This is a genomic window from Burkholderia sp. Bp8994 (assembly GCF_003853805.1).
Taxonomy (GTDB): Bacteria; Pseudomonadota; Gammaproteobacteria; order Burkholderiales; family Burkholderiaceae; genus Burkholderia.
The window spans coordinates 89013-113805 of the sequence record NZ_QTQH01000009.1 but is presented as its reverse complement, the minus strand read 5'-3'; the positions used below and the strand labels follow the sequence as shown (position 1 = coordinate 113805).

The following is a 24793-nucleotide window of genomic DNA, read 5'->3' as shown; positions in this document are numbered from 1 at the left end:
GGCCCGATTTCGCGACTCTTTCCCCACGACGACGATGAGCGACATTCCCACCCAGACGATCGACACCCGCGCGTTGCACGGCTTCGCGCAGCCCGACCGCATCGCGCCCGCGATGTATCACGACCCCGCGCTGTTCGAGGCCGAGCTCGACCGCATCTTCTACCGCACCTGGATCTGGGTCGCGCACGAGAGCGAGCTGCCGAACCCGGGCGACTTCGTCACGACGACGATCGGCCGCCAGCCGGTGATCGTCGTGCGCGACAGGACCGGCGAGATCAACGTGCTGCAGAACCGCTGCCGCCACCGCGGCGCGACCGTGTGCGAATCGCACAAGGGCAACGCGAAGGGCTTCACGTGCCCGTATCACAGCTGGTCGTACGCGCTCGACGGCACGCTGCGCGCGCTGCCGTACGGCGACGGCTACGAAGGCGTGTGCGAGAAAGGCGACCTGCCGCTCGTGAAGCTGCGCGTGGGCGTGTACCAGGGGCTGATCTTCGCGAGCTTCAACGACGCCATCGAACCGCTTGCGGATTTCCTCGGCGGCGCGAAGCCGTGGATCGACCTGTTCATGAAGCAGGGTGCCGGCTACCCGATCAAGGCGAACGGCGAGCACAAGTTCAAGTTCAAGGGCAACTGGAAGATCCAGCTCGAGAACACGACCGACCTCTATCACTTCCCCGTCGTGCACAAGTCGTGGATGAAGTCGATCGACGACGAAACGGCGGCCGCGATCACGAGCTTCATGACGAGCGAGGACGCCTTCTGCCGCGGGCTCGGCAACGGTCACAGCCTCGCGGTGCTGATGCCCGAGCTGATCGATCTCGACCAGGACGACGGCGCGCCGCTGCCCGAACGCTTCGCGCCGCTCGCGGCGAAGCTCGCCGAGCGCCACACGCCGGACGAAGTGCGCCGCATCGTGCGCTCGCTGATGGGGGTCGGCTTCAACCTGAACCTGTTTCCGAACCTCGCGCTGTCGATGGCGTTCTTCCGCGTGCTGCGGCCGATCTCCGCGAACGAAACCGAGATCCGTCACGTCGCGCTCGCGATGGATGGCGGCCCGGACGAAGCGAATCGCGAGCGGCTGCGGATTCACGAGCATTTCCAGGGACCGTTCGGCTTCGGCAGCCCCGACGACGCGGAAGCATGGGAGCGCGTGCAGCGCGGCGCGCATGCGGGGCCGGACGTGCCGATCCTCGTGAACCGCGGGCTGAACCGCGAGACGACCGCCGCGAACGGCGAAAAGACCGCGCATGCGACCGACGAGACGGGCATGCGCGAGGCCTACCAGCAATGGCGCAAGATGATGGAGCAACAGTAATGGACGACCGCAACGCCCTCTTTTCCGAGCAGACCTTCGCCCGCGCGGTCGAATTCGTGTGGCGCGAAGCCGAGTTGCTCGACCGCCGAGACTATCGCGCATGGCTCGACCTGTGGGATCCGGCCGGTCACTACGTGGTGCCGATCGATCCCGACACCACCGACTTCGCGGCGACGCTCAACTACGTGTTCGACGACCAGGACATGCGCGAGAAGCGCGTGCAGCGGATGCTGTCCGGTTACTCGGCGTCGGCGACCGACGCGGCGCGCACGGTGCGCACCGTGTCGCGCTTCACGCTGGAGAGCAGCAGTGCCGGCATGGTCGAGCTGAAATCCGCGCAGGTCGTCGTCGCGTACAAGCGCGGCGTCGCGACGCTGTTCGCGGCCGACGTCACGCACAAGCTGCACATCGACCCGGACGGCGAAATGCGGATAGCGGAGAAGGTCGTGCGCCTGATCGACTCGACCGAGGCACTCAGCGCGATCGGCTTCCTTCTGTAAGCGGCCGCCGGTTCGCTGTCGCCAGCGCAACGGTGAACCGGCCACCTTCACCTTTCGGGACGCTCATGCTCACACTCTAATGCGGAAACGGTCGTCCGTCCGATCGGTTCGGCCGAATCACTCGGCGCGATCGGAACGGTGAGGCGGCCACCTTCACCTTTCCGGACGACCCAGCCCACACTCGAATGCGGAAACGGTCGTCCACCTGATCGGCTCGACCGATGCGCGCAGCGAGATCGGCTTCCTGCTGCAAGCGGCCACCGGTTCGCCGTCGCCAGCGCAACGGTGAGCCGGCCACCTTCACCTTTCCGGACGACCATGCCCACACTCGAAGTTTTTCTGCCGGCCGGCCACGACGACGCGCGCAAGGCCGAGCTGATCGCGCGGCTCAGCGGCGCGACCGTCGACGCGATCGGCGCACCGCTCGAATCGGTGCGCGTCCTGCTCACCGAATTGCCCGCCACGCACATCGGCCTTGGCGGCCGCACGGCCGCCGATGGCGCACCGCCGTCGCTGCCGGTGATCGTCGCGATCCTGATCGCCGGCCGCACCGACGAGCAGAAACGCGCGTTGATCGCGGCGCTGTCGGACGCCGGCGCGAACGTGCTCGATGCGCCGTTGCAGGCGACGCGCGTGATCATCAAGGACATCCCGAACACCGACTTCGGGATCGGTGGTCAAACCGCGCGGGCGCTGGGGCGCTGATCGTGTGCAGCGCGTCGCTGCCCGGTCGCGATGTGCGCGATGTGCGCGATGTGCGCGATGTGCGTGATACGCGTGATACGCGTGACGCGCGCGACGTGCATGGCGCCCGTTACGCTTGCGCCGCGACGCACCGGTTACGCCTGCGTACCGACAAGCGGCAGCGTCACGCGACAGTCGAGCCCGCCGCCTTCGGCCGGGCTCGCGCCGATGCGCCCGCCATGACGCGTGACGATGCTCTTGCACAGCGACAGCCCGATCCCGTTGCCGCCGGCCTTCGACGACGAGAAACCGTCGAACAGCCGGTCGTGCGCCCCTTCGGCGATACCAGGCCCGTTGTCGATCGCCCGCAGCTCCGCGTGGCCGCCGACGTCGGCGGTGCCGAGCGTCAGCGTGCACGGCGCGCGCGCGCACCCGGCGAACGCCTCGATCGCGTTGAAGGCCAGATTCAGGATCACCTGCCCGATCAGCACACGCTCGCAGCGAATCGGCAGCGGCCTGTCGGCCTGCACGATCGCGACCGTCACGCCCGCTTCCTTCGCACGCAGCTCGATGAAATACGCGACGTCGGCGAGGATCTCGCGCAGGTCGGCGAGCGCGACGACCGGCTCGCGCTTCACGATGAACTCGCGCACGCTCTTGATGATCAGCGCCGCATGCTCGGCCTGCCGGTCCGCGCTGCGCAGCCCCCAGATCGCATCGTCGACGGCGCCGCGCGTGTTCAGCCGCTGCACCGCACCCTCGATGAAGTTGCGCACGGCCGCGAGCGGCTGGCTCAGCTCGTGCGCGATCACCGTCGCCATCTCGCCCATCGCGTTGTAGCGGCCCGCGTATTCGAGCATGCGCGCTTCGGCGCGGCGCGCCTCCTCGATCGCGACTTCGTCGCTGACGTCGCGAAAATGCACGAGCAAGCCGTCGAGGTCGCCTTCGATCTCGACTTGCCGGCACGTGATGCGCAGCCAGCACGCCGAGCCGTCGCGCCGCACGAAGCGGTAGCGCTGCGGCTCGGACGGGCACGTCGACGGCGCATCGCGCAGCTGCGCGACGAGCCGGTCGCGATCGGCCGCGGTGCAGTAGTCGAGCACGCCGCCGAGCGCTTCGTCGGGCGCGAGCCCGAGCACGCGGCGCCCCGACTCGCTGATGAACTGCGCGCCGCCGTTCGGCGTCACGACCGCGATGCCTTCGTCGAGGTCCTGCATGAATTCGCGCAGCCGCGCCTCGTAGCGGCGCAACTGCTGACGGATCGCCTCCTCCGCGCTGATGTCGCGGAACTGCACCATCACGACGTCGCGCCCGCGCAGCGGCACGTGCGTCGCGATCGCCTCCGACAGCATGTCGACGCCGGTGCGCGACCGATAGCACCACTCGTACACCTGCGGGCGCCCTTCGGCAATCGCGCGATCCATCGCGCCCACGCCGATCTCGCGCCGGTATTTCGGTTCGGGACGCGTCATGTCCGGCGCCTTCAGCGGCAGCAGCTCCTCGACGGAAAAGCCGAGCGCGATGCACGCGGCGCGGTTCGCCCACACGATCGCCTTGGTCTGCGCGTCGTGCAGCAGCACGCAGGTCGTCAATGCGTCGAGCAGCCGGTGGAAATCGTCTTCGTCGGGGAAGCTCATGAGCGGATTCGGTTGAAGGCGCGCGGCGTCGCGCGGCCGGATGTCCAACATAGCACCGGCGTGCACGGCCCGCATCTGAAGATTTCTTTAGTCCGGCACGGAGCCACACCAGTCGCGCGGCCTTACGCACCAATTGCTGCGTGTTTTCGGCGTTTCTAGACTGATTGCATCGTCTTTCGAACCCCATTCCCAGGAGCCACTCATGCCCAACGCCGCCCTCGCCATCGACGCCGCGTCCCCCTCGCCGCATGCGGTCCGCGAAGCGGTCGCGCGGGTGTCGCCGCTCGACGCGGTGATCGAGACCGTCGCCGCGCGCCGCGACGAATTCGACCGCCTGTCACACGTGCCGCGCGACGTGATCGCGCTGTTCAAGGAGGCCGGCATCTATCGCGCGGGCACGCCGCGCCGCTTCGGCGGCGATGCGCTCGCGCCCACCGCGTTCCTCGACATGATCGAGCGGATCGCGACTGCCGACGGGTCGGCCGCATGGGTCGCGAGCTTCGGCTCGGCCAACGTCTATCTCGCCGCGCTGCCGCTCGCCACGCAGGCCGAGCTGTACGCGGGCGGCCCCGACCAGGTATTCGCGGGCGGGCTGTTCCCGGTCCAGCCGGCGCAGGCGGCACCCGGCGGCTGGCGCGTGAACGGCACGTGGAAATTCGCGAGCGGCTGCAAGGGCGCCGACTGGCTCGGCGTCGGCATCGCGGTGCCCGGCGCGCAGGACGCCGCGCCGAACAAGCCGCGCACGGCCGTGTTCCGTGCCGCCGACGTCGAGATCGTCGAGAACTGGAGCGTGGTCGGCATGCAGGGCACCGGCAGCCACGACCTGCGCGTGGACGACCGCTTCGTGCCCGACGCGTGGACCTTCGTGCGCGGCGGCGAGCCGACCGTCGACGAGCCGCTGTACCGCTATCCGACCGTCGCGTATGCGGCGCAGGTGCTCGCCGTGGTCAACCTCGGGCTGGCCCGCGCGGCGCTCGACGTCGCGAACCGGATGTCGGGCGGCCGCCAGACGACCACCGGCGCCCCGCGCCTCGCCGATCGCGCGTATTTCCGCATCGAGCTCGCGAAGGCCGAAGCGCAGCTGCGCTCGGCGCGCGCGTTCTTCTACGACACGACCGACTCGGTCTGGCAATCGATCCTGGCCGGCAACCCGGTCACGCCCGAGCAGGTCAGCCTGCTGCGGCTCGCGGCCACGCATATCGCCCGCGAAGGCGCGAGCGTCGTCGAGCGCGCGTACCGCCTCGGCGGCACGGCCGCGATCTATCGAACGCATCCGCTGCAGCGCCTGCTGCGCGACGCGATGGTCGTCACGCAGCACGCGTTTCTCAGCGAAGGCAACTTCGACGGCGCGGGTGCGGTGTTCACCGGCGTCACGCCGTTTCCCGGCTATCTGTAATCCGCGTCGATTCGCTTCGACGCCGCACAACGCATTCTTCAGGAGAACCTTTCATGTCCGATTCGAATCCGCTGCCGCTGCGCGTGCTGTTCTGCTGCGGCGTGTCGCAAAACTTCTTCGACCTGCCGCGCGAGAAGATCGGCGAAGTGTGGCAAGCGTACGGCGCGATGCTCGCCGCCGTCGAGGCGATGCCCGGCGTGCGCGTGCTCGGCGTGATGGATGACGATCGCCTCGTCGTCGGCCAGGCCGACGGCGCGCCGTGGACGTTCTACATCATGGCCGACGTCGCGGACTTCGACACGACGGTCGCGGTATGCAACCTGTATCGCACGACGCCCGTCGGCGAATACAACCTGTGGCGCTACGGCAAGATCGAGGCGCGGGTCGGCCGTGCGCTGACCGTGCCGCCGGCCGCGAAGCCCGCGGCGTGAGGCGCGCGATGACCGGACCCGATTCGACGCGCGCGCTCGAAGCGCCCGACGCACGCGAAGCCGTCAAAGCGCTCGACGCGCTCGCGCGGCGCGTGGCGATGCTCGACGCCGAACGCGCGGTGCGCGCGACGATCACGCGCTACATGGCGCTGTGCGACGTGCCGGAGGATGCCGGCGACGGGCCGGCGCTCGCCGCGCTATTCACGGCCGACGCGGTGTGGGAAGGCATCGGCCCGCAGTACGCGCGCAAGTTCGGCCGCCTCGAAGGCACGGACGCGATCGTCGCGATGCTGCGCCGCTACCTGCCGCCCGAACCACATTTCTCGGCGAACCTGCACTTCCTGACGTCGGAGTCGATCGACGTCGGCGCCGATCATGCAAGCGCGCGCGGCCGCTGGATCATGCTGCAGGCGTCGCGCTACGCCGACGGCACGGCCGAGCTGATCGCCGCGCGGCTGACCATCGATTTCGCGCCGGCCGCCGACGGCGCGACCTGGCTGATCCGCCATTTCCGCACCGAGCGCGTGCTCGACGGCCCGTGGCCGCTCGCCGCCGCGCCGCTCGCCTGCCCCCCTTCACCGCAACTCGCACGCCATCGACCATGACAGGCTTCATCGACACCTTCACGCTGGGCGGCCCGGGCCCGACGATCGCAATCAAGGACACGATCGACATCGCCGGCCATCCGACCCGCGCGGGCAGCCGCGCGCTTGCCGACGCAGCGCCCGCCGCGCAGCACGCGGACGTGGTCCGCCTGCTGCTCGACGCCGGCTGGCAGATCGCCGGCAAGGCGAACATGCACGAGCTCGCGTTCGGCATGACCGGCATCAACGACTACACGGGCACGCCGGTCAATCCGCAGGATCCGACGCGCATCCCGGGCGGCTCGTCGAGCGGGTCGGCATCGCTCGTCGGGCTCGGCGCCGTCGACGCCGCGCTCGGCACCGACACCGGCGGCTCGATCCGCGGGCCGGCCGCCTGCTGCGGCGTGGCCGGGCTCAAGCCGACGTTCGGCCGCGTGTCGCGACGCGGCGTCGCGCCGGACGTCACCACGCTCGACTGTGTCGGGCCGTTCGCGCGCGACATCCGCACGCTTGCGGCCGTGATGGCCGCCATCGCGCCGGGCTTCGACCGGGCGCTCGCGGCGGCACCCGTTGCCGGCTGCACGATCGCACGCGTGATCGTCGAAGCCGAGCCGGCCATCGCGGCCGCGCTCGACGCGGCGATTGGCGCGTCGGGCCTGCGTACGCACGACGTCGTGCTCGATGCGATGCAGGATGCGTTCACCGCGGGGCTTGCCGTCATCAATGCGGAAACGTCGCGTGCATTCGGTCATCTCGTCGAAACCGGCAAGCTCGGCGCGGATCTCGATGCGCGGCTGCGCTCGGCCGCGACGACGCCCCCCGCCGCGCTCGCGCAAGCGGAAGCCGTGCGTGCGCGCTTCACGGCGCAGGTCGATGCCGCGCTCGAGCGCGCGGAGGTGCTGGTGCTGCCGACCTTGCCCGCGCTGCCGATCACGCTTCGGCAGGCACGCGACGGCGTATCGGTCATTGCGATGTCGTCGCTGATCCGGCCGTTCAACCTGAGCGGCCATCCGGCGCTCAGCCTGCCGCTGCCGCTCGCGGGAACGCCGCTGAAGGCCGGGCTGCAGATCGTCGGACGCAAGGGCGCGGACGAACACGTGTGCGCGGTCGCCGCGCACTTCGAAGCGGCGCTCGCCGCATGAACCACGATGCGGGCGCGGCTGTGGCCACGATCCGCGAACCAACGGAATCACGCACCATGTCAGACCGAGTCGTCCTCGTCACCGGCGCCGCGCGCGGGCTTGGCACCGTCATCGCCGAACGCTTTCATGCGGCCGGCTATCGCGTCGCGCTGGCCGACATCGCCGTCGACGCCATTCACGCGCATGCGCGCGACCTCGACGCGAGCGGCGCACGCGCAGTCGCGCTGCCGCTCGACGTCACGTCGAAACGCGATTTCGAAGCCGCGCGCGATGCGCTCGTCGCGCGCTGGGGCGCGATCGACGTGCTCGTCAACAATGCCGGCGCATCGAAGGTCGTGCCCGCGATGGAGATCACGGCCGAGCAGTTCGACCAGGTGATCGACGTGAACCTGCGCAGCGTGCTGTTCGGCTGCCAGGTGTTCGGCCAGTACTTCGCGACGCGCGGCGCGGGCCGCATCGTCAACATCGCGTCGCTCGCCGGGCAGAACGGCGGCTCGGCGACGGGCGCGCACTACGCGGCCGCGAAAGGCGGCACGCTGACGCTGACCAAGGTGTTCGCGCGCGACCTTGCCGCGCAGGGCGTGACCGTCAACGCGATCTCGCCGGGGCCGCTCGACCTGCCGATCGTGTACGAGAGCGTCGCGCCGGACAAGCTGCGGCAGGTGCTCGCGAGCCTGCCGGGCGGCAAGCTCGGGTCGGCCGGCTTCGTCGCCGATGCGGCCATGCTGCTCGCGTCGGGCGACGCGCATTTCGCGAACGGCGCGTGCTGGGACATCAACGGCGGGTTGTACATGCGTTGAGCGGCGGCATGCGTCGAGCGTGCGGTGCAATCTGCTAGCGCGACGACTCCCCGTCGTCGCCCCACACGACCATCACGTCGCGCACCAGCGCGGCGATCGACGTCGCGCCGAGCTTCTCCTTGATGCTCGCGCGATGCACGTCGACGGTCTTCACGCTGATCGACAGGTCCGACGCGATCTGCTTGCTGCCCTTGCCGTCGACGACACCGCGCAGCACCTCCTTCTCGCGCGCGGTCAGCGCATCGAGCCGCTGGCGCAGCTCGCGGTGACGCTGGCCGACCGCGTGCCGCTGCTGCGCGAGCCGCAGCGCGCGTTGCACGCGCTCGAGCATCTGCTGCGAGTTGTACGGCTTCTCGACGAAGTCGATCGCGCCGTTCTGCAGCGCGCGCACCGACATCGGAATGTCGCCGTGTCCGCTGACGAAGATCACCGGCAGCGTCGCGCCGCGCGCGTTCAGTTCCGCCTGCACGTCGAATCCGCTTTTCTCCGGCATTCGCACGTCGAGCACCAGGCACGCGGGCAGGTTCACGTCGAAGCGCGCGAGAAAATCGGCGGCATTCGCGAATCCCTCGGACGCGATGCCGACCGATTCGAGCAACCACGCGAGCGAGGTCCGCATGCCGCTGTCGTCGTCGACGATGTATACGATCGGAGCGGGTGACGTCATCGGGTTGTCTCGCAAGATATCGGTATCGGTATCGCACGCGCCGCGGGTGAGGCAAGCGTCGTTCGTCGGGGGTGTGCGGCACATCATAACGAGCCGAAAATGCGCTGAATACCCCTTTACGTACCGCTCGAACGCCCGATCGCACTTTTTTTCGCGCGTCGTATCGCGCATCTAGGTAGAACCTTTAGATGCGTTGGCGGGAACGCCATCTTCATCGTCAATCGTGCGAATGTTCGCCGGCTTTTTCGCGACGTACGCTTGGTTCATCATCGACGATCCGCTGCCGCATCGACAATGCGCACGTTCGCCGCCCTCATTCACCCAGGAGCGCCCATGTCCGCAACGACCGATACCCCGCAACCGGCACGCGCCGCCCCCACCGACGCGCAACAGGCCTTCCGGCAGGCAATGGCCCACCTCGGCGCGGCCGTCAACGTGATCACCACCGCGGGGCCGCACGGCCGCTGCGGCATCACCGCGAGCGCCGTCTGCTCCGTCACCGACGCGCCGCCGACGCTGCTCGTGTGCCTGAACCGGTCGAGCGCGATGCATGCGATCTTCGAGCGCAATCGTCAGGTCTGCATCAACGTGCTGCCGGCCGAGCACGAACTGCTCGCGCGCCATTTCGCGGGGATGACCGAGCTGCCGATGGAACGCCGCTTCGAATTGCCGGTGTGGGATCGCGGCGAGCAGGACGTCCCCGTGCTGCGCGATGCGCTCGCGAGCCTGCAGGGCAGGATCGCCGAGATGAAGGAAGTCGGCTCGCATTCGGTGATGTTCATCGAGGCGACGTCGATTCGCGTGCGCAACGACGGCGACAGCCTCATCTACTTCAGCCGCGCGTTTCATCGCGTGTCGCGCACGGCCTGCGTGCGGTAACGGGAACGGTAACGGTCGCACTCACGTTGTCGCGCTCGCCGGTCGTTGCAGGCCCGATCGGCTACGCCGACGCCCTCAATGCACGCTGTCCGGCCGCGAGGGCCGCGCCCGCGAACAGCGTCAGCGCCGAATAGACGAGCCCGCGCGCAAGCCCCGCGCTGTCGGACACCCAGCCGATCGCGACCGGCCCGGCGATCTGCCCGAACGCGAAGATCGTCGTGAACGCGCTGATGCCCTTCGCCCAGCCTTCCGGCGGCAGGTTGTGGCGCACGAACGCGGTCGTCGACGCGACCGCCGACAGGAACGTCGCGCCGAACAGCACGCCCGACGCGAACGCGGCCGCCGGATGCACGAACAGCGCCGGCATCAGCGTCGCCACGCCGAGCAATGCGTTGAGCACGGCCAGCGCCTGGCCGCCATGCATCCGGTCGAGCAGCCCCGACCACAGCCGCGCCGACACGACGGTCGCGACGCCGAGCATCACGTAGAACGCGGACACGACCGTCCCGCTCATTCCCGCGCCGCGCAGCAGCGCGACGATGAACGTCATGTAGCCGATGTAGCCGACGCCGAACAGGCCGTAGCCGGCGAGCGCGAGTGCGAAGCGCGCGGGGCTCGCGGTCGCCGCCGGCGCGGCACCGCCACGCCGCGCGGCCGGTGCCGCGTGCGCATGCTCGATGCGACGCGCCGCCGACACGGCGATCGCCGAGAACAGCACGCATGCGAACGCGAGCGCGAACCATGCCGGTTGCCAGCCGTGCGCGCGCTGCACGAGCGTGGCGGGCACGAGCAGCGACGACGCGACGATGCCCCACCCGGTGCCGCCGTAATAGAGCCCGAGCAGCAGCCCCGCGTCGCGCGGCGCTGCGGACGCGAGCCGCGCGGCCAGCACGCCGCCGCTGATGAAGATCAGCGCGCTGCCGACGCCGGTCGCGAGCCGCTCGACGAGCAGCGCGTTCATGCCGGACGTGAGCCCGCATGCGGCCATCAGCGCCGCGGTCAGCGCGCAGCCGGCCGCCAGCAGCGTGCCGGTGCGCCAGCGGCGGGACAGCAACGGAAAGACGAGCGCACCGATCAGGTAGCCGGCCGCGTTGGCCGTGTTCAAGGCGCCTGCCTGCGCGAAGGTCCAGCCGAGATCGGCCTTCATCGGCGGCAGCAGCAGTGCGTACGAGAAGCGCGCGAGACCGAGCGCGATCGCGCTGCCGAGCGACAGGCAGATCGCGAGCCGCCACGCGGTCATGCGGTCGGGTTCGGTGGCGCCGGCGTCCTGTCGTGCTGGCCCGGCGTGCTCCGGTTGCGGCGTTGCGCGCATCGCGGTGTCTCCATCGTGGTTCGCATCGTGCCGCCGGGACGGCGGCAGGCGCGCGGCTGCGGCCCGCGCGCGAGGTCGTCAGATGGTGCCAGAAAACCGCTGAAGCCGGTTCGCGTCCACGATAACCGCGCGCATTGTTCGTGAATGGCGGAAATCGAAATGATCGACACGATTGAACTCGCGATTCAAAAAATCGCTTGAATGAATCAATCAATCGATCGCGGCCCCGATATTCGAAAAAAATCCTCGGGTTTTGCGATTGGATTCATACGCCTTCACCGCGCGAAATGTAGCGAACCCGCATGTTTAGCACGCCGCGGCTAAAAACCTCGCCACGCATTGCATTCACCAAATCATCAGACTAATATCGACGCCACTCGTCCGGTATTCAAAAAACATCGGATGAGCCGCGGTAATCCCGTTACCGCGCTTTCATGTTGAATCGCTCATGTTCACCACAGGAGAATTGACATGCAGGAAACCCGGCAGATCGAATTGCTTGACTGGATGCAGGAAGACACGCACCCCGAGGCCGTCGAGATGATGGTCGAGGATGCCGTGGTGCCGTTCGGCACCGCGCTCTGGCCGGTCTGAGCGGCCAGCCCGTTCCCGCGGAAGGGCCGCGGCCCTTCCGCCGCCTCCGGAGACACGCATGCTGAACCTGCACCGTGCGCTGGGGTATCACCCGGCGCTGCGCGACAAGCTCGCACGCGGCGAGACGGGCAAACTGCTGGTCGGCTGCGACAGCCGCAACCGCGACACCGCGTTGCGTGCGTTTTCCGCCCTGCCCGACTCGCTCGACGCGACGATCCTCTGCCTCGACACCACCCCGCCCGCCGACATCGCCGCCGCGCTCACGCACGCGGACCTATTCGTGCTGCTGTACGACTCGTCGTGCCTGCCGACGCCGTCGCCGAGCGGCCCGCCGTTCCTGGCCGCGATCCGTCCCGCGATCGTCAGGCACTGGAGCAAGTCGGTGCTGTTCAAGGATTACGGCCCGCATCTCGACGAGGCGTTCGCCGAATCGCTCGACGACATCGCCGCGCGCAACGGCCGGCTGATCGAAGCGGCCGCGCGCGCATCGCAGATCCATTTCATCGACGAAGCCGGCAACACGCTGACCGGCTCGCTTGCGCCGGACCAGAAATGGACGAGCGTGGACGGGATGGGCAATCTCGACGTCGTGCCCGGCGAGATCGCGACGCACGTCACCGACCTGCACGGCTCGATCGTGTTCAGCGGCACGTTCCTCGGCACCGTGCCGTTCGCGATCAAGTACCGCGTGACGGAGCGGCTCGCGACGCTGCATGTCGAAGACAGCCTGATCGTCGATTTCGACAGCGACGACACGGGCTTCCGGCGCGACTTCGCGTCGTACCTCGACCGGCACGACAATCACCGGCGCATCGAGGAATTCGGCATCGGCACGAACTTGGGCATCCGCGGGCTATACGGCCGCAACGCCGGCTTCGAGGAACGCCATCCGGGCCTGCATCTCGGCCTCGGTGGCGGCGCGAACGGCAGTCACCACCTCGACCTGATCTTCGCGCGCGGCACGCTCGCGTTCGACGAGCGGATCGTGTTCGACGGCGCGTTCGCCGTCTGACCTTGGCATCAGGCGTCGGCGGCCGCCGCGTCGCCGAGCCACTTGAACATCACGAAGCAGTCGACGAAGCCGAGCCGCGCGTGACGATACGCGCGCGGCAGGCGGCCGACGATCTCGAAGCCGAGCTTCTGCCACAGCGCGACCGCCACCTCGTTCGTCGCGACCACCGAATTGAACTGCATCGCGAGGAAGCCGCGTTCGCGCGCCACCTGCTGCGAGTGCTCGCACATCAGGCGCGCGACGCCCTTGCCGCGCGCGGCCTCGCTGACCATGTAACCGCAGTTGCACACGTGATTGCCGGGGCCGGCCGCGTTCGCCTTCAGGAAGTACGAGCCGAGCAGCACGCCATCCTCTTCGGCAACCCACGTGCAAAGCGGCGCATCGAGCCACAGCGCGCGGGCGGCTTCACGCGTGGGCGCCGGATCGAATGCGTAGGTCTCCTGCGCGGCGACGATCGCGTGGTACGTGGGCCAGAAGCGGGGGAAGTCGTCTTCGGTCATCGGGCGAAGCGTGATCATGCGGGTCCTCTCGTGAAGGGGTTGGGGAATGCGCGCGTGGCGCGACACTGCGTCAGGGCGAGCCGCCGTCGCGCAGCAGGCCGCTGCGATACGTGCCGGGCGGCACACCATACCAGCGCTTGAACGCCTGCGAGAAACTCGACAGGTCGCTGAAGCCGAGCCGCTCGGCCACTTCGGTTAGCGACAGGTGCGCATCGCCGAGCAGCGTCTCGGCCATCGCGCCGCGCGCCTGCGCGAGCAACACCCTGAACGTCGTGCCTTCTTCCTGCAGCCGGCGCTTCAGCGTGCGCGGGCTCGTGTTCATCAGCCGCGCCATGTCCTCGAGCGAGAACGGCACGTTGCCGGGCGTCGCCGTCAGATATTGCCGCACCATCTCCGACGTGCCGAGCCGCGCGCGCCGCGTTTCGACCAGCTGGCTGCACATCTGCTCGCACATCGAGACCGTCAGCGGGTTCGCATGCGGCAGCGGCCGGTCGAGAAACGCACGGTCGAATGCGAGGCTGTTCGCGCGGGCGCCGAACGCAGGTTCGACGCCCGCGATGCGCGCTGCGGGTGCGAACGCGGCTGCGCTCGCCGCGCTCGCGGCCTGCATCGTGAAGCGCGACAACGCGAAATCGCCGCCGCCGATTTCCTGCAGCAGCACGGCCGCAGCCGCCATGTCGCGTTCGACGAGGAACCGGCTCAGGTCGGCATCAAGCTCCGGCGCGCCGAAATTGAGCACGCCCGTCTGCAGTTCCTCGCGGTACGTGATCACCGTGAACGCATACGTGAGCGGCAGGAAGCGCATCGCGAGCGCCAGCGCGTCGCGCGCGGTCGCGCTCGCGATCAGCCCGTAGCCCCACACGCCGTACGCGGAGAAGTGATAGCGCTGCCCGACTTCGAACCCGAGGCCCGGCGCGCGCCCGAGCGCGCGCAGCAGGTTGCCGGTCAGCCGCAGTTCCTGCGCGGCCGTCACCTCGACGTTCGGATCGTCGAGCTGCGCGTCCGCGAGCCCTGTACCGGCCAGCAACTTCGCGCGCGGCACGCCGCGTTCGTCGCCGAAATCGACCAGCAGCCGCGCGCTGGCCGGACTCCGGGTGAAGTCCCAGAAGCTCATGCGGAGAAACCCTCGAAGCGCCGATTTGGCCCAAATACTAAAACAATTGTCCCGAAGCAGCATTGGTGTTTTCCCATGCGGCCCGCACCATCGGCGTCATCAGTCGTCGCCCGAACGACGTCAACGCCCCCGGAGGAGACACCATGCGACCGAGTCGCCCACCCGACCTCGCCGCCCGCTTCGAACACCAGCGCGAGGCATGTGCCCGCGATCCCGCCCCGCCGCTCGCGATCCGCCTGTCGCGGCTCGATCGCCTGTGCGCGCTGCTCGATACGCACAAAGCCGCGCTCGTGCGTGCGATCGACGCCGATTTCGGCGGACGCTCCGCGCACGAAACGCGGCTCGCCGAACTATTCGTGGTTCGAAGCGGCCTGCGCCATGCACGCGCGCATCTGCGGCACTGGATGCGCGAACGCCGCGTGCCGACCGCCGCGCACTTCCGGCCCGGCTACAACCGGATCGCGCCGCAACCGCGCGGCGTCGTCGGCGTGATGGCCCCGTGGAACTATCCGCTGCAACTCGCGATCGGGCCCGCGGTTGCGGCGCTCGCTGCCGGCAACCGCGTGCTGGTCAAGCCGTCGGAACTGACACCGCAGCTGTCGGCGCTGCTCGAGACGCTCGTCGCCGACGCGTTCGATGCCGACGAGCTGCGGGTCGTCACCGGCGACGTCGACACGGCGAAGGCGTTCGCGCGCTTGCCGTTCGATCATCTGTTCTTCACCGGCTCGACCGCGGTCGGCCGCGACGTCGCGCAAGCTGCGGCCGCGAACCTCACGCCCGTCACGCTCGAGCTCGGCGGCAAGTCGCCGGCGATCCTCGATCCGTCGTGCGACGTCGCACACGCGGCCGGGCGCATCGCGTTCGGCAAGCTGCTCAATGCCGGCCAGACCTGCATCGCGCCCGACTATCTGCTGGTGCCGGCGGGCACCGCACCGATCGTTGCCGCGCGCCTGTCGGACGCGATCGCGCGCCGCTACCCGACCCTCCTCGCCAACCCCGACTACACGGCGATCATCGGCGCGCGCCACCGCGACCGTCTGGCGGCCCTGGTCGACGATGCGCGCGCAGGCGACGCACGCGTGCTCGAAGTCAATCCGGCCGGCGAACGCTTCCCCGCCGGCTCGCGCAAGTTCGCGCCGACGCTCGTGCTCGGCGCGCGCGACACGATGCGCGTAATGCGCGAGGAGATCTTCGGCCCCGTGCTGCCGATCGTCGAATACGCGGATCTCGACGAAGCGATCGAGCGCGTGAACCGCGGGCCGCGCCCGCTCGCGCTGTACTGGTTCGGCCGCGACGCCGCGCGCCGCGATCGCGTGCTGCGCGAAACGGTGTCGGGTGGCGTCACGGTAAACGACTGCCTGTGGCATCTCGCACAGGAACACCAGCCGTTCGGCGGCGTCGGCCCGAGCGGCATCGGTGCGTATCACGGCAAATGGGGCTTCGACACGTTCAGCCATCACAAGCCCGTGTTCCACCAGGCGCGTCGCAGCGGCACCGCGCTGTTCCACCCGCCGTACGGCAAAACCTTCGACCTGCTGCTGCGCGTGCTCACGCGCATCGCTTGACCCATCGACCATCGGGAGACGATTTCATGAGCAAGACTTTCGACTACATCGTCGTCGGCGGCGGATCGGGCGGCTGCGTCGTCGCGGGGCGCCTCACCGAGGACCCGGCCGTCACCGTCTGCGTGCTCGAGGCCGGTGGCCGCGGCGACAACGCGCTCGTCAACGTGCCGACCGGCGCGGTCGCGATGCTGCCGACCCGCATGAACAACTGGGCATTCGACACGGTGCCGCAGCCGGGGCTCGGCGGGCGCATCGGCTATCAGCCGCGCGGCAAGGCGCTCGGTGGCTCGTCCGCGATCAACGCGATGGTCTACGTTCGCGGCCATCGCGTCGATTACGACGGCTGGGCCGCGCTCGGCAACGAAGGCTGGTCCTACGACGACGTGCTGCCTTACTTCCGCCTGAGCGAGCACAACGAGCGCTTCGACGACGCCTTTCACGGCCGCGACGGCCCGCTGTGGGTCAGCGACCTGCGCACCGGCAACCCGTTCCATGCGCGCTACCTGGAAGCGGCGCGACAGGCCGGCCTGCCGCTCACCGACGACTTCAACGGCGCGCGGCAGGAAGGCGTCGGCCTCTATCAGGTCACGCAGAAGCACGGCGAGCGGTGGAGCGCGGCGCGCGCGTACCTGCTGCCGCACGTCGGCCGCCGCGACAACCTGACGGTCGAGACACACGCGCAGGTGCTGCGCATCCTGTTCGACGGCACGCGCGCGACGGGGGTCGAGGTACGGCAGCGCGGCGAGGTTCGCACGCTGCGCGCACGGCGCGAAGTCGTACTCGCGGCCGGCGCGTTGCAGACGCCGCAGTTGCTGATGCTGTCGGGCGTCGGTCCGGCCCGCGAACTGCAGGGGCTCGGCATCCCGGTGCGGGCCGACCTGCCCGGCGTCGGCCGCAACCTGCAGGATCATCCGGACTTCATCCTCGGCTACCGCGCGCGCAGCGTCGACACGATGGGCGTGTCCGCGCGCGGCGGGCTGCGCATGCTGCGCGAGTTCGCGCACTTTCGCCGCGAGCGGCGCGGGATGCTGACGTCGAATTTCGCGGAAGGCGGCGGCTTCCTCAAGACGCGAGCCGACCTCGATGCACCCGACATCCAGCTGCACTTCGTCGTCGCGCTCGTCGACGATCATGCGCGCCGGCTGCACGCCGGCCACGGACTGTCGTGCCACGTGTGCCTGCTGCGGCCGCGCAGCCGCGGCTCGGTCACGCTGCACAGCGCCGATCCGCTCGCCGCGCCGCGCATCGACCCCGCGTTCTTCGACGATCCGCGCGATCTCGACGACATGGTCGCCGGCTTCCGCATCACGCGCCGGCTGATGGAGGCGCCGGCACTCGCCGAATGGATCACGCGCGACCTGTTCACCGCGAACGTGACGACCGACGACGAGATCCGCGACGTGCTGCGCCGGCGCACCGACACCGTGTATCACCCGGTCGGCACGTGCCGGATGGGGCGCGACGCGTTCGCGGTCGTCGATCCGCAATTGCGCGTGCATGGCGTAGCGGGGCTGCGCATCGTCGATGCGTCGATCATGCCGACGCTGATCGGCGGCAATACCAACGCGCCGACGATCATGATCGCCGAGAAGGCCATCGACCTGATCCGCGGCGTGCGGCGTGTGCCGCTACACGCCGCGGCCGACACCGGACGCGAACCGGCCGCCGTGCCGGCACATCGTGACACTGTTCCCGCGTCGTGCGCGCCGCACGATGCGATCCTGCCCGAGGAAAACCGCCATGTCGTCGCCTGAAGCATCCCGTCCCGCCGCACCGGCCGCGCCGCTGTCGGCGATCATCATCGGCGCCGGCTTCGCCGGCATCGGCATGGCCGTCGCGCTGCAGCGCGCCGGCATTCACGACTTCGTGATCGTCGAGCGCTCGCACGACGTCGGCGGCGTGTGGCGCGACAACCGCTACCCGGGCGCCGCGTGCGACGTGCCGTCGCATCTGTACTCGTTCTCGTTCGAGCCCAACCCGGACTGGTCGCGCGTGTTCGCGCCGCAGCCTGAAATCCATGCGTACCTGCAGCATTGCGCGCGCAAGTACGGCCTCGCACGCTACCTGCGCTTCGGCGCGAACGTCGAACGCGCGCAGTATGACGAGGCCCGTGCGCTGTGGCACGTCACGCTCGCCGACGGCACGACGCTCAGCGCTGCCGTGCTCGTCAGCGGCACCGGCCAGTTGAGCCGCCCCGCGATGCCGGACCTGCCCGGCATCGACACGTTTCGCGGCCGCGCCTTCCACTCCGCGCACTGGGATCACGACTATCCGCTCGCGGGCAAGCGCGTGGCGGTGGTCGGCACCGGCGCGTCGGCGATCCAGTTCGTGCCCGCGATCGCCGGCGACGTCGAGCGCCTCGTCGTGTTCCAGCGCTCGCCGGCCTACGTGATGCCGCGTCCCGACCGCGCCTATCGTCCGTCGGAGCGGGCGCTGTTCCGCCGGCTGCCGTGGGCGATGAAGCTGCATCGCGCGTCGATCTACGTGCGCTACGAGTCGCGTGCGATTGCGTTCACGCGGCTGCACGGGCTGATGGACATCGCGGTCGGCCGGCCGTTCCGCAAGCTGCTCGCGCGCGACGTGCGCGACCCGGCGTTGCGCGAACGGCTCACGCCCGACTATCCGATCGGCTGCAAGCGGATCCTGCTGTCGAGCGACTACCTCGCCGCGATCGGCCGCGACAACGTCGCGCTCGTCACGCAGCGCATCCGGCGCGTGACCGAGACCGGCATCGAGACCGACGACGGCGTGCACCATCCGGTCGACGCGATCGTCTACGGCACCGGTTTCGCGGCGACCGCGTTCCTGTCGCCGATGCGCATCACCGGCCGCGACGGGCTCGACCTGAACGACGCCTGGCGGCGCGGCGCGCAGGCGTATCTCGGGCTCACCGTGCCGGGCTTCCCCAACTTCTTCATGCTGTATGGCCCGAACACCAACCTCGGCCACAACTCGATCGTCTACATGCTCGAAAGCCAGATCGCGCACGTGATGCGCTGCGTGCGCGCGATGCGGCGCGACGGCGCGTGCGCGATCGACGTCGATCCGCGCCGCTACCGGCGCTACAACACGCATGTGCAGCAGCGGCTCGAAGGCTCAGTGTGGAGCGGCTGCAAGAGCTGGTACGTCGACGCGTCGGGCCACAACAGTACGAACTGGCCCGGCTTCACGCTGACCTATCGATGGATCACGCGCTTCACGGGGCTGTCCGCGTATCGCTTCACGCAGCCGTTGCCCGGCACGGCGACACCCACATCAACCCCGACGACGACGCACGGTGCCGTCGTCGCGCCGCCCGCCGGCCGCGTGGAAGCACTCGCCGCGGCGTCGCTGCGCGGCTTTCTGCGCGTCGCGTTCCGGCCGCTGATCGGGCCGCCGTTCGGCGCGCGCATGCAGCGCCGCGTCGTCGCGCTGCTGTCGCCGCTGATGCCGGGCACAGGCGACACGCTGCGCTACCGGACGTCCGCCGCCGGCGTGCCGGTCGAAGTGATCGCGCCGAAGCGCGGCGAGGCGGGCGGCGCGATCCTCTATCTGCACGGCGGCGCGTTCTGTCTCGGCGGCCCGCATACGCATCGCGGCGTGACGACGCGGCTCGCGACCGAAGCCGGCCTGCCGGTGTGGGTGCCCGACTACCGGCTCGCGCCCGAGCACCCGAGCCCGGCGGCGCTCGACGACGCGCTGGCCGCATACGATGCACTGCGCACGCAAGGCTACGCGCCGCACCGGATCGTGATTGCCGGCGATTCGGCCGGCGGCGCGCTCGCGCTGGCGCTCGCCATCGCGCTGCGCGAGCGCGGCGAACCCGCCGCGGCCGCGCTGCTGCTGATCTCGCCCGTGACCGACCCGACGCTCGGCGGCGACACGCTCGCATCGCGCCGCCACGACGATCCGATGATCCGTCGCGGCTGGCTCGAACAAGGGCTGCGCTGGTATCACGGCGCGGGCTCGGCTGCAGCGCCCGGCCCGCTCGACACCGACCTGCGTGGACTGCCGCCGATGCTGGTGCAGGCTGGCGACCAGGAAGTGCTGCTGTCGGACGCGCAGCGACTCGCGTCGCATGCGCTCGCCTGCGGCGTGCCGTGCCGGCTGGAGATTCATGCCGCGCGCTGGCATGTGTTTCATCTGCAGGCGTTCTATCTGCGCTCGGGGCGGGACGCGTTGCGGACGCTGGCGGGATTTGCCGCGCGGCGGGTGGCGGCGACGGCGGTCGCGACGTGACGATCCGGTGATGCCGGCGATCGAGGCTGCGGAGCGCGACTGCCTCGATCGACCCGCTTGCAACAATGCGACACCCTCTTGCCAAAACCGGCCGTTTATTTTTTTCCGGCATGCGCGGCCGGCATGATCTCCGCCAGCCTCGGCGTCGTGCCGCGGCGACGACCACCCCACCCTGGCGGAGACACCAATGAAAAAAGGCCCCATCCTCAAGACGCTTGCGCTGCTCTGTTGCCTGGGCGTCCAGTGCGCGACGTCGGCATTCGCGGAGGAACCGAAGAAGGTCGCGTTCGTCGATACGGGCAATACCGGACGCAGCGTGATGGCCGAAGCGATCGCCGGACAACTGATCGCGCAACGGCACGCGCATATCGCCGTGATCTCGCGCGCGGTCGACGAGGATCCGTATGACGAAAAGCCCGAGGAAAACGGTGTGATCCTGATGAAGCGGCGCGGAATCGACACGTCCGCGCATCGTTCGGTGCAACTGAATGCGAACGACGTCAAGCACTCCGACGTGATCCTGACGATGACCGACAAGCACAAGGAGAAGGTGCTCACGCTCTATCCGTCTGCCGCCGGCAAGGTCTTCACGCTTGCCGAATACGCGACCGGCGTGCACAAGGACGTACCCGACGCGTGGGGCAAGCCGATCGACTTCTACGAATCGGTGACCGCGCAGCTCGACACGTTCATCCCGGCCGCGCTCGACAAGGTCGCGACGGCCGCGCCGGCGAAGCAGTAACGCAGGGCCGGACTCGCCGGGTCGACCGTCGCGTCACGCGGCGGCACCGGCGGTCCGATCGTTTGAGCAGTCCCTCCCCCGCACGGCGCGTTTCCCGTACGCGCCGACGAGATCAGCCGTTCGGCCGAATCGTCATCCGACGCCCCGAATCAAAGAATGATTTTCATTCGGGCAACCGGTCTCGCCGCCCGACACCCCGAGCCACGAAGGCACTGCAGGCATTCCCGCGCAGCGCCTTCGCGTCGTGCTTCGTCTCGATTCGGCAGTCGGCCCGCGTGCGTTTCACGTCATCCGCCTCATCGGGCCCACAACGCAATCACGCCGATATCCATGCCCTTCATGTAACTTATAAGCTACAATGCTCTCCAAGTTCGAACTGCTTCGCTATCAGCGCGCCGACGGTCGCGAGCCTTTCACCGAATGGTTGAACGCCGTGCGCGACAAGGTCGCCCAGGCGCGGATTCGCGAGCGGCTGCGTCGCGTGCAGACCGGAAATTTCGGCGATTGCGAGCCCGTCGGTGAAGGTGTGATCGAACTGCGCATCCACGTCGGTGCCGGCTATCGCGTGTACTTCGGCCGGTACGGCAGTGCGCTGGTGCTGCTGTTGTACGGCGGCGACAAGCACAGCCAGTCCGACGATATCAGGCATGCGAAGGAACACTGGCTGGACTGGAAACGGAGGCAAGCATGAACAAGCTCAAAGGCGCGGTATCGCACCACGACGCGGAAGTCGCCGAACTCGGCGCGGACCGCGAGCTCGCGGTGGCCTATTTGCGCGTCGCGATGGAATCGCTCGACGACCCCGACAACCGCGCGGCCGCGCTGCTCGCGCTGCGCACGGTCGCGGAAGCGTATGGCGGGCTCGGCGCGGTCGCGGCCGACGCCGGCATCAGCCGCGAATCGCTGTATCGCACGCTGTCGCCCAACGGCAACCCGACGCTGAAAACCCTGCTCGCGGTGCTCAAGACGGTCGGCCTGCGCCTGTCCGTCGTCCCCGCGCAACCGTCGCACGCATAACGCGGCGCACGCGCTTCAAGGCTGCACCATCCACACGAGCAGCACCGCGGCCGGCGCCCCGCTCATCCCCGCCGGCGGCCGCGCGAGCGTCGGCTCGACCTGCAGCGCCTGCGCGATCGTCGCCGCATCGTCGATCGTCGTCGTGCGCACGACCGTCATCAGCCCCGCGGGCCGATGCAGCGTCTCGCGATACAGCGCGCCGTACCACAGCGGCCGCGTGCCGAGCGCATCCTGCAGCGCGTACGGATAACGCCACAGCCGCAGCACGAGGCGGCTGTCCGGACGGGCCGGATCGACACGCACGAACACGCGGCGCGTACTCTCGCCGTGCGTATAGCGCGGCAGCACGGGCAGCGCATCGGCCGGCCCCTGCGGCAGCAGCCAACGCAGCGCGGCGGCGGCCGACCACGGCGTCGCGCGCTGCCAGCCGGCCAGCGAAAGATGGCGATCGAGCGTGTCCGACGTCGCGCACCATTGCAACGGCAGATATTCCTCGCGATCGCCGCCGATCTCGGTGCGCCGCGTCGGCACGCGCGGCCACCCGCCGCGCATCCATTGATCGACGGTCATCGCGACGACGTCGCCCACGTGCGGACGCGCGGCGCGATCGAGTTGCCATTGCGCGGGCACGGTCCAGACGCCGGCCGTCGCGAGCACGACGAGCACCGCGACGAGCGCGCCCCGCGGCTGCACATGCTCGCGCACCTGCCAGTACGCATAGGCGCCCGCCAGCACCGCGAACCACGCGAGCCCGAGGCTCCAGCCGCCGAGCAGACCCGACAGCCACGTATCGCCGACGTACAGCCGCGCGAAGCCGCCCAGCACGATCCACAACACGACCGCGGTCACGACCGGAATGCGCCACAGCGCCGGCCGGTCGCGTGTGATCACCCAGCCGATGCCGCTGCTCGCGAGCATCGCGAACGCCGCGTCGGCGTCGGGCAGCGGCACGTGCGGCGCGCCGGGCGGCAGGCTCGCGGGCGTCATGCCGGGCAGGCCGGTGCCGAACGCCGGCACGAGCACGACCGCGATGCCGACTGTCGCGAGCCACCACGCGGACGTCACCCAGCAGCGATGGATCATCAGCCAGACCAGGAACGCGGCCGCGACGATCAGCCCCGTATCGTGTCCGTGCAGCACCGCGAGCGCGCGCATTGCGGCATCCACCGGCGGCGTGCGCAGGTCCTGCAGGAACGCATACACCGTGATGTCGGCGTGCATCAGCGGATCGTTCGCGACGACGTCCTGCACGATGCCGGCAAACAGCCACACGCAGCCGACGAACAGCAGCGCGAACACGGGCACCACGCCCGGCAGGCGGCGCCCCTTCTCGATCGCGTCGTGCAGCCAGCCGCCGACGCGCGGCCAGCGGCGCGCGCATGCATGCACGGCCGCGCCGGCCGCGCGGCGCAGCAACGGCCAGCCGCGCCGCAGCGCGACGCGCACGCCGATCCACACGAGCGCGACCAGCGCGGCGATCACGAGCAGGATCGCGGCGACCCGCACGCTGATCGCGGCGGCCAGCACCGCCGACGCGCCGAACAGGATGCCCGGCACGATGTGCACGGGCGCCCAGATCAGCGCCGACACGACATTGACCGGGTAGAACGACCGGCGCGGCAGCGTCGCGCAGCCGACCACGACCGGCACGACCGCGCGCACCGGCGCCAGGAAACGCGCGAGCACGATGCTCTTCGTCCCGTGGCGCAGCACGAACTGCTCGCCGCGCGCATAGGCATCCGCATAGCCCAGCCGGACCCACCCGTTTCGAATCGCGCCGCGGTAGCGGCGTCCGAGCTCGTAGCTGATCCCGTCGCCGAGGATCGCGCCGGCGGCCGCGACGCCGATCGCCGTCCAGCCGTCGAGCGCGCCCGCGCCGATCAGCGTGCCGGCCGCGAACAGCACGGCACCGGCCGGCACGACCGTGCCGATCAGCGCGATCGCCTCGGCACAGGCGGCGGCGAACACGATCGCCAGCACGAGCGCCGGATGCGCGCCGATCGCACCGAGCCATGCGTGGATGGTGTCGCTCATCGCAGGCCGCGCGGCGTGGCGGCGCGGCGTGTCTGCACCGGGCCGGCGGTGGCGTGGGGAAGGTTCATCGGCGTGTGCGCGCGGTCGCGCCGGCGGGCGGCGTCAGTCGAACTCGTGCTGGCGCGCGTCGGCCTCGAGCGGCGCGTCGTGGTAGCCGACGGTCGCGATCTCGTGCAGATAGCGCGCGAGAAACGCGCCGATCGACCCCGCTTCCTCGTACTGATGCACATGGCGGAATTCGTGCGTGAGCAGGCGTCGCGTGTCGTGACCGCGCAGCACGAACACCGCATGGCCGAGCGTGAGGCCGATCGTCCCCGGCGACAACAGGCCGGTGTCGCGCGCGATCGCGCCCAGCGCCGGCGTGTCCGGGAACGGCAGCCGGTCGGCGACCACGACGCGGATCCGCTCCGGCCGGGCGACGCCCACGGTGCGCGCGTCGTCGGCCTGCGCGGGCGTCAGCGGCACGCCCTGCGCGAGCCCGTGGGCCGCCTGCGCGTCAGCCCACGCGACGGCGTCGGGCAACGCGGACGGCAGGATGTCGGCGAGATCGATCATCGTGGCGGCTCCTCGGGTCGGGACGGTGCAATCAGGCACCAGTTTATCTCTGAATCAGGGCGGTCCGCGACGCATGCCGCCCGCACGGCGGC

At 69.7% G+C, this 24793-nt stretch carries 24 protein-coding genes; 17 read left to right on the top strand and 7 right to left on the bottom strand.

The genetic code is table 11. The features are described 5' to 3' along the window. The first annotated feature begins 34 nt into the window (after nt 1-34). The 3 genes from DIE04_RS11740 (at nt 35) to DIE04_RS11725 (ending at nt 2523) form a co-directional block, all read left to right on the top strand. Nucleotides 35-1318, top strand: a complete 1284-nt coding sequence (locus DIE04_RS11740) for a Rieske 2Fe-2S domain-containing protein (protein ID WP_124522018.1) — start codon at nt 35-37, stop codon at nt 1316-1318. Further along, nucleotides 1318-1818, top strand: coding sequence for an aromatic-ring-hydroxylating dioxygenase subunit beta (locus DIE04_RS11735; protein ID WP_124520368.1), 501 nt, complete (start codon nt 1318-1320; stop codon nt 1816-1818). Before DIE04_RS11740 ends, DIE04_RS11735 begins: the two co-directional genes overlap by 1 nt. A gap of 318 nt (nt 1819-2136) precedes the next feature. Beyond that, on the top strand, nt 2137-2523 hold the full coding sequence (locus DIE04_RS11725) for a 2-hydroxymuconate tautomerase family protein (RefSeq protein ID WP_044845361.1): 387 nt from the start codon (nt 2137-2139) through the stop codon (nt 2521-2523). Nucleotides 2524-2657: 134 nt separating this feature from the next. Here the strand turns inward: DIE04_RS11725 and DIE04_RS11720 are convergent, their stop codons facing one another. After that, nucleotides 2658-4214, bottom strand: coding sequence for an ATP-binding protein (locus DIE04_RS11720; protein WP_124522016.1), 1557 nt, complete (start codon nt 4212-4214; stop codon nt 2658-2660). Between the two features lie 127 nt (nt 4215-4341). On the opposite strand from DIE04_RS11720, the gene DIE04_RS11715 reads away from it, so the two are divergent. The 5 genes from DIE04_RS11715 to DIE04_RS11695 are packed head-to-tail and all read left to right on the top strand — an operon-like array spanning nt 4342 to nt 8492. Beyond that, the gene (locus tag DIE04_RS11715) at nt 4342-5535 is read left to right on the top strand and encodes an acyl-CoA dehydrogenase family protein (protein ID WP_124522014.1); all 1194 of its coding nucleotides are present in this window, start codon (nt 4342-4344) and stop codon (nt 5533-5535) included. Nucleotides 5536-5588: 53 nt separating this feature from the next. Then, a complete protein-coding gene (locus tag DIE04_RS11710; protein WP_011356094.1) occupies nt 5589-5966 on the top strand; it encodes a hypothetical protein in 378 nt (125 codons plus the stop codon). A gap of 8 nt (nt 5967-5974) precedes the next feature. Then, nucleotides 5975-6571 carry a nuclear transport factor 2 family protein gene (locus DIE04_RS11705; RefSeq protein ID WP_124522012.1) on the top strand — a complete coding sequence of 199 codons (597 nt, stop codon included), beginning with the start codon at nt 5975-5977 and terminating at the stop codon, nt 6569-6571. Further along, nucleotides 6568-7692, top strand: a complete 1125-nt coding sequence (locus DIE04_RS11700) for an amidase (RefSeq protein WP_124522010.1) — start codon at nt 6568-6570, stop codon at nt 7690-7692. The genes DIE04_RS11705 and DIE04_RS11700 overlap by 4 nt, the downstream gene beginning before the upstream one ends. 56 nt (nt 7693-7748) lie before the next feature. Further along, nucleotides 7749-8492, top strand: coding sequence for an SDR family NAD(P)-dependent oxidoreductase (locus DIE04_RS11695; protein WP_124522008.1), 744 nt, complete (start codon nt 7749-7751; stop codon nt 8490-8492). 34 nt (nt 8493-8526) lie between these two features. Here DIE04_RS11695 and DIE04_RS11690 read toward each other — a convergent pair whose 3' ends face one another. Continuing rightward, a complete protein-coding gene (locus DIE04_RS11690; RefSeq protein ID WP_044845365.1) occupies nt 8527-9159 on the bottom strand; it encodes a response regulator transcription factor in 633 nt (210 codons plus the stop codon). Between the two features lie 333 nt (nt 9160-9492). Here DIE04_RS11690 and hpaC point away from each other — a divergent pair, with 333 nt between their 5' ends. Then, complete coding sequence (gene hpaC / locus DIE04_RS11685; protein ID WP_124520373.1) at nt 9493-10038, top strand: 4-hydroxyphenylacetate 3-monooxygenase, reductase component; 546 nt, start codon at nt 9493-9495, stop codon at nt 10036-10038. A 61-nt stretch (nt 10039-10099) separates the two neighbouring features. On the opposite strand, the gene DIE04_RS11680 is transcribed toward hpaC, so the two are convergent. Further along, nucleotides 10100-11350 (bottom strand): YbfB/YjiJ family MFS transporter, encoded by a 1251-nt coding sequence (locus DIE04_RS11680; protein WP_124520374.1) that lies wholly within the window; start codon nt 11348-11350, stop codon nt 10100-10102. A gap of 471 nt (nt 11351-11821) precedes the next feature. Here DIE04_RS11680 and DIE04_RS30105 point away from each other — a divergent pair, with 471 nt between their 5' ends. Next, a complete protein-coding gene (locus DIE04_RS30105; protein ID WP_257770953.1) occupies nt 11822-11944 on the top strand; it encodes a hypothetical protein in 123 nt (40 codons plus the stop codon). Between the two features lie 58 nt (nt 11945-12002). Then, complete coding sequence (locus DIE04_RS11675; protein WP_124520375.1) at nt 12003-12956, top strand: leucyl aminopeptidase; 954 nt, start codon at nt 12003-12005, stop codon at nt 12954-12956. Between the two features lie 8 nt (nt 12957-12964). Here the strand turns inward: DIE04_RS11675 and DIE04_RS11670 are convergent, their stop codons facing one another. Together DIE04_RS11670 and DIE04_RS11665 are read right to left on the bottom strand one after the other, a co-directional pair. Continuing rightward, nucleotides 12965-13474 (bottom strand): GNAT family N-acetyltransferase, encoded by a 510-nt coding sequence (locus tag DIE04_RS11670; protein ID WP_044845369.1) that lies wholly within the window; start codon nt 13472-13474, stop codon nt 12965-12967. Nucleotides 13475-13526: 52 nt separating this feature from the next. Then, nucleotides 13527-14570: an AraC family transcriptional regulator gene (locus tag DIE04_RS11665; protein ID WP_124520376.1), complete on the bottom strand. Its 1044-nt coding sequence runs from the start codon at nt 14568-14570 to the stop codon at nt 13527-13529. 143 nt (nt 14571-14713) lie between these two features. On the opposite strand from DIE04_RS11665, the gene DIE04_RS11660 reads away from it, so the two are divergent. The 6 genes from DIE04_RS11660 to DIE04_RS11635 all read left to right on the top strand — a co-directional run bounded on the left by DIE04_RS11660 (nt 14714) and on the right by DIE04_RS11635 (nt 22112). Further along, complete coding sequence (locus DIE04_RS11660; protein ID WP_124522005.1) at nt 14714-16135, top strand: coniferyl aldehyde dehydrogenase; 1422 nt, start codon at nt 14714-14716, stop codon at nt 16133-16135. 26 nt (nt 16136-16161) lie between these two features. Beyond that, nucleotides 16162-17889, top strand: coding sequence for a GMC family oxidoreductase (locus tag DIE04_RS11655; protein WP_124522003.1), 1728 nt, complete (start codon nt 16162-16164; stop codon nt 17887-17889). Continuing rightward, nucleotides 17876-20353 carry an alpha/beta hydrolase fold domain-containing protein gene (locus tag DIE04_RS11650; protein WP_124522001.1) on the top strand — a complete coding sequence of 826 codons (2478 nt, stop codon included), beginning with the start codon at nt 17876-17878 and terminating at the stop codon, nt 20351-20353. The genes DIE04_RS11655 and DIE04_RS11650 overlap by 14 nt, the downstream gene beginning before the upstream one ends. 187 nt (nt 20354-20540) lie before the next feature. Continuing rightward, entirely contained in the window at nt 20541-21095 is a 555-nt protein-coding gene (locus tag DIE04_RS11645; protein ID WP_124487679.1) for a protein tyrosine phosphatase, read from the top strand. Nucleotides 21096-21453: 358 nt separating this feature from the next. Further along, nucleotides 21454-21786: a type II toxin-antitoxin system RelE/ParE family toxin gene (locus DIE04_RS11640; protein ID WP_044845370.1), complete on the top strand. Its 333-nt coding sequence runs from the start codon at nt 21454-21456 to the stop codon at nt 21784-21786. Then, complete coding sequence (locus DIE04_RS11635) at nt 21783-22112, top strand: addiction module antidote protein (RefSeq protein ID WP_044845371.1); 330 nt, start codon at nt 21783-21785, stop codon at nt 22110-22112. Before DIE04_RS11640 ends, DIE04_RS11635 begins: the two co-directional genes overlap by 4 nt. 15 nt (nt 22113-22127) lie before the next feature. Here DIE04_RS11635 and DIE04_RS11630 read toward each other — a convergent pair whose 3' ends face one another. Beyond that, on the bottom strand, nt 22128-24146 hold the full coding sequence (locus DIE04_RS11630) for a VTT domain-containing protein (RefSeq protein WP_124521999.1): 2019 nt from the start codon (nt 24144-24146) through the stop codon (nt 22128-22130). A 102-nt stretch (nt 24147-24248) separates the two neighbouring features. After that, a complete protein-coding gene (locus tag DIE04_RS11625; RefSeq protein ID WP_044845373.1) occupies nt 24249-24701 on the bottom strand; it encodes a hypothetical protein in 453 nt (150 codons plus the stop codon). Nucleotides 24702-24793: the final 92 nt, after the last annotated feature.

What these genes read in the sequence shown, in the direction of transcription:
- DIE04_RS11695 (WP_124522008.1), top strand. Translation starts at nt 7,749, where the DNA reads ATGTCAGACCGAGTCGTCCTCGTCACCGGCGCCGCGCGCGGGCTTGGC.
- DIE04_RS11665 (WP_124520376.1), bottom strand. Translation starts at nt 14,570, where the DNA reads ATGAGCTTCTGGGACTTCACCCGGAGTCCGGCCAGCGCGCGGCTGCTG.
- DIE04_RS11680 (WP_124520374.1), bottom strand. Translation starts at nt 11,350, where the DNA reads ATGCGCGCAACGCCGCAACCGGAGCACGCCGGGCCAGCACGACAGGAC.
- DIE04_RS11710 (WP_011356094.1), top strand. Translation starts at nt 5,589, where the DNA reads ATGTCCGATTCGAATCCGCTGCCGCTGCGCGTGCTGTTCTGCTGCGGC.
- DIE04_RS11740 (WP_124522018.1), top strand. Translation starts at nt 35, where the DNA reads ATGAGCGACATTCCCACCCAGACGATCGACACCCGCGCGTTGCACGGC.
- DIE04_RS11635 (WP_044845371.1), top strand. Translation starts at nt 21,783, where the DNA reads ATGAACAAGCTCAAAGGCGCGGTATCGCACCACGACGCGGAAGTCGCC.
- DIE04_RS11625 (WP_044845373.1), bottom strand. Translation starts at nt 24,701, where the DNA reads ATGATCGATCTCGCCGACATCCTGCCGTCCGCGTTGCCCGACGCCGTC.
- DIE04_RS11630 (WP_124521999.1), bottom strand. Translation starts at nt 24,146, where the DNA reads ATGAGCGACACCATCCACGCATGGCTCGGTGCGATCGGCGCGCATCCG.
- DIE04_RS11670 (WP_044845369.1), bottom strand. Translation starts at nt 13,474, where the DNA reads ATGATCACGCTTCGCCCGATGACCGAAGACGACTTCCCCCGCTTCTGG.
- DIE04_RS11655 (WP_124522003.1), top strand. Translation starts at nt 16,162, where the DNA reads ATGAGCAAGACTTTCGACTACATCGTCGTCGGCGGCGGATCGGGCGGC.
- DIE04_RS11660 (WP_124522005.1), top strand. Translation starts at nt 14,714, where the DNA reads ATGCGACCGAGTCGCCCACCCGACCTCGCCGCCCGCTTCGAACACCAG.
- DIE04_RS11720 (WP_124522016.1), bottom strand. Translation starts at nt 4,214, where the DNA reads ATGCGGGCCGTGCACGCCGGTGCTATGTTGGACATCCGGCCGCGCGAC.
- hpaC (WP_124520373.1), top strand. Translation starts at nt 9,493, where the DNA reads ATGTCCGCAACGACCGATACCCCGCAACCGGCACGCGCCGCCCCCACC.
- DIE04_RS11640 (WP_044845370.1), top strand. Translation starts at nt 21,454, where the DNA reads ATGCTCTCCAAGTTCGAACTGCTTCGCTATCAGCGCGCCGACGGTCGC.
- DIE04_RS11650 (WP_124522001.1), top strand. Translation starts at nt 17,876, where the DNA reads ATGTCGTCGCCTGAAGCATCCCGTCCCGCCGCACCGGCCGCGCCGCTG.
- DIE04_RS11735 (WP_124520368.1), top strand. Translation starts at nt 1,318, where the DNA reads ATGGACGACCGCAACGCCCTCTTTTCCGAGCAGACCTTCGCCCGCGCG.
- DIE04_RS11725 (WP_044845361.1), top strand. Translation starts at nt 2,137, where the DNA reads ATGCCCACACTCGAAGTTTTTCTGCCGGCCGGCCACGACGACGCGCGC.
- DIE04_RS11715 (WP_124522014.1), top strand. Translation starts at nt 4,342, where the DNA reads ATGCCCAACGCCGCCCTCGCCATCGACGCCGCGTCCCCCTCGCCGCAT.
- DIE04_RS11645 (WP_124487679.1), top strand. Translation starts at nt 20,541, where the DNA reads ATGAAAAAAGGCCCCATCCTCAAGACGCTTGCGCTGCTCTGTTGCCTG.
- DIE04_RS11700 (WP_124522010.1), top strand. Translation starts at nt 6,568, where the DNA reads ATGACAGGCTTCATCGACACCTTCACGCTGGGCGGCCCGGGCCCGACG.
- DIE04_RS11705 (WP_124522012.1), top strand. Translation starts at nt 5,975, where the DNA reads ATGACCGGACCCGATTCGACGCGCGCGCTCGAAGCGCCCGACGCACGC.
- DIE04_RS11690 (WP_044845365.1), bottom strand. Translation starts at nt 9,159, where the DNA reads ATGACGTCACCCGCTCCGATCGTATACATCGTCGACGACGACAGCGGC.
- DIE04_RS30105 (WP_257770953.1), top strand. Translation starts at nt 11,822, where the DNA reads ATGCAGGAAACCCGGCAGATCGAATTGCTTGACTGGATGCAGGAAGAC.
- DIE04_RS11675 (WP_124520375.1), top strand. Translation starts at nt 12,003, where the DNA reads ATGCTGAACCTGCACCGTGCGCTGGGGTATCACCCGGCGCTGCGCGAC.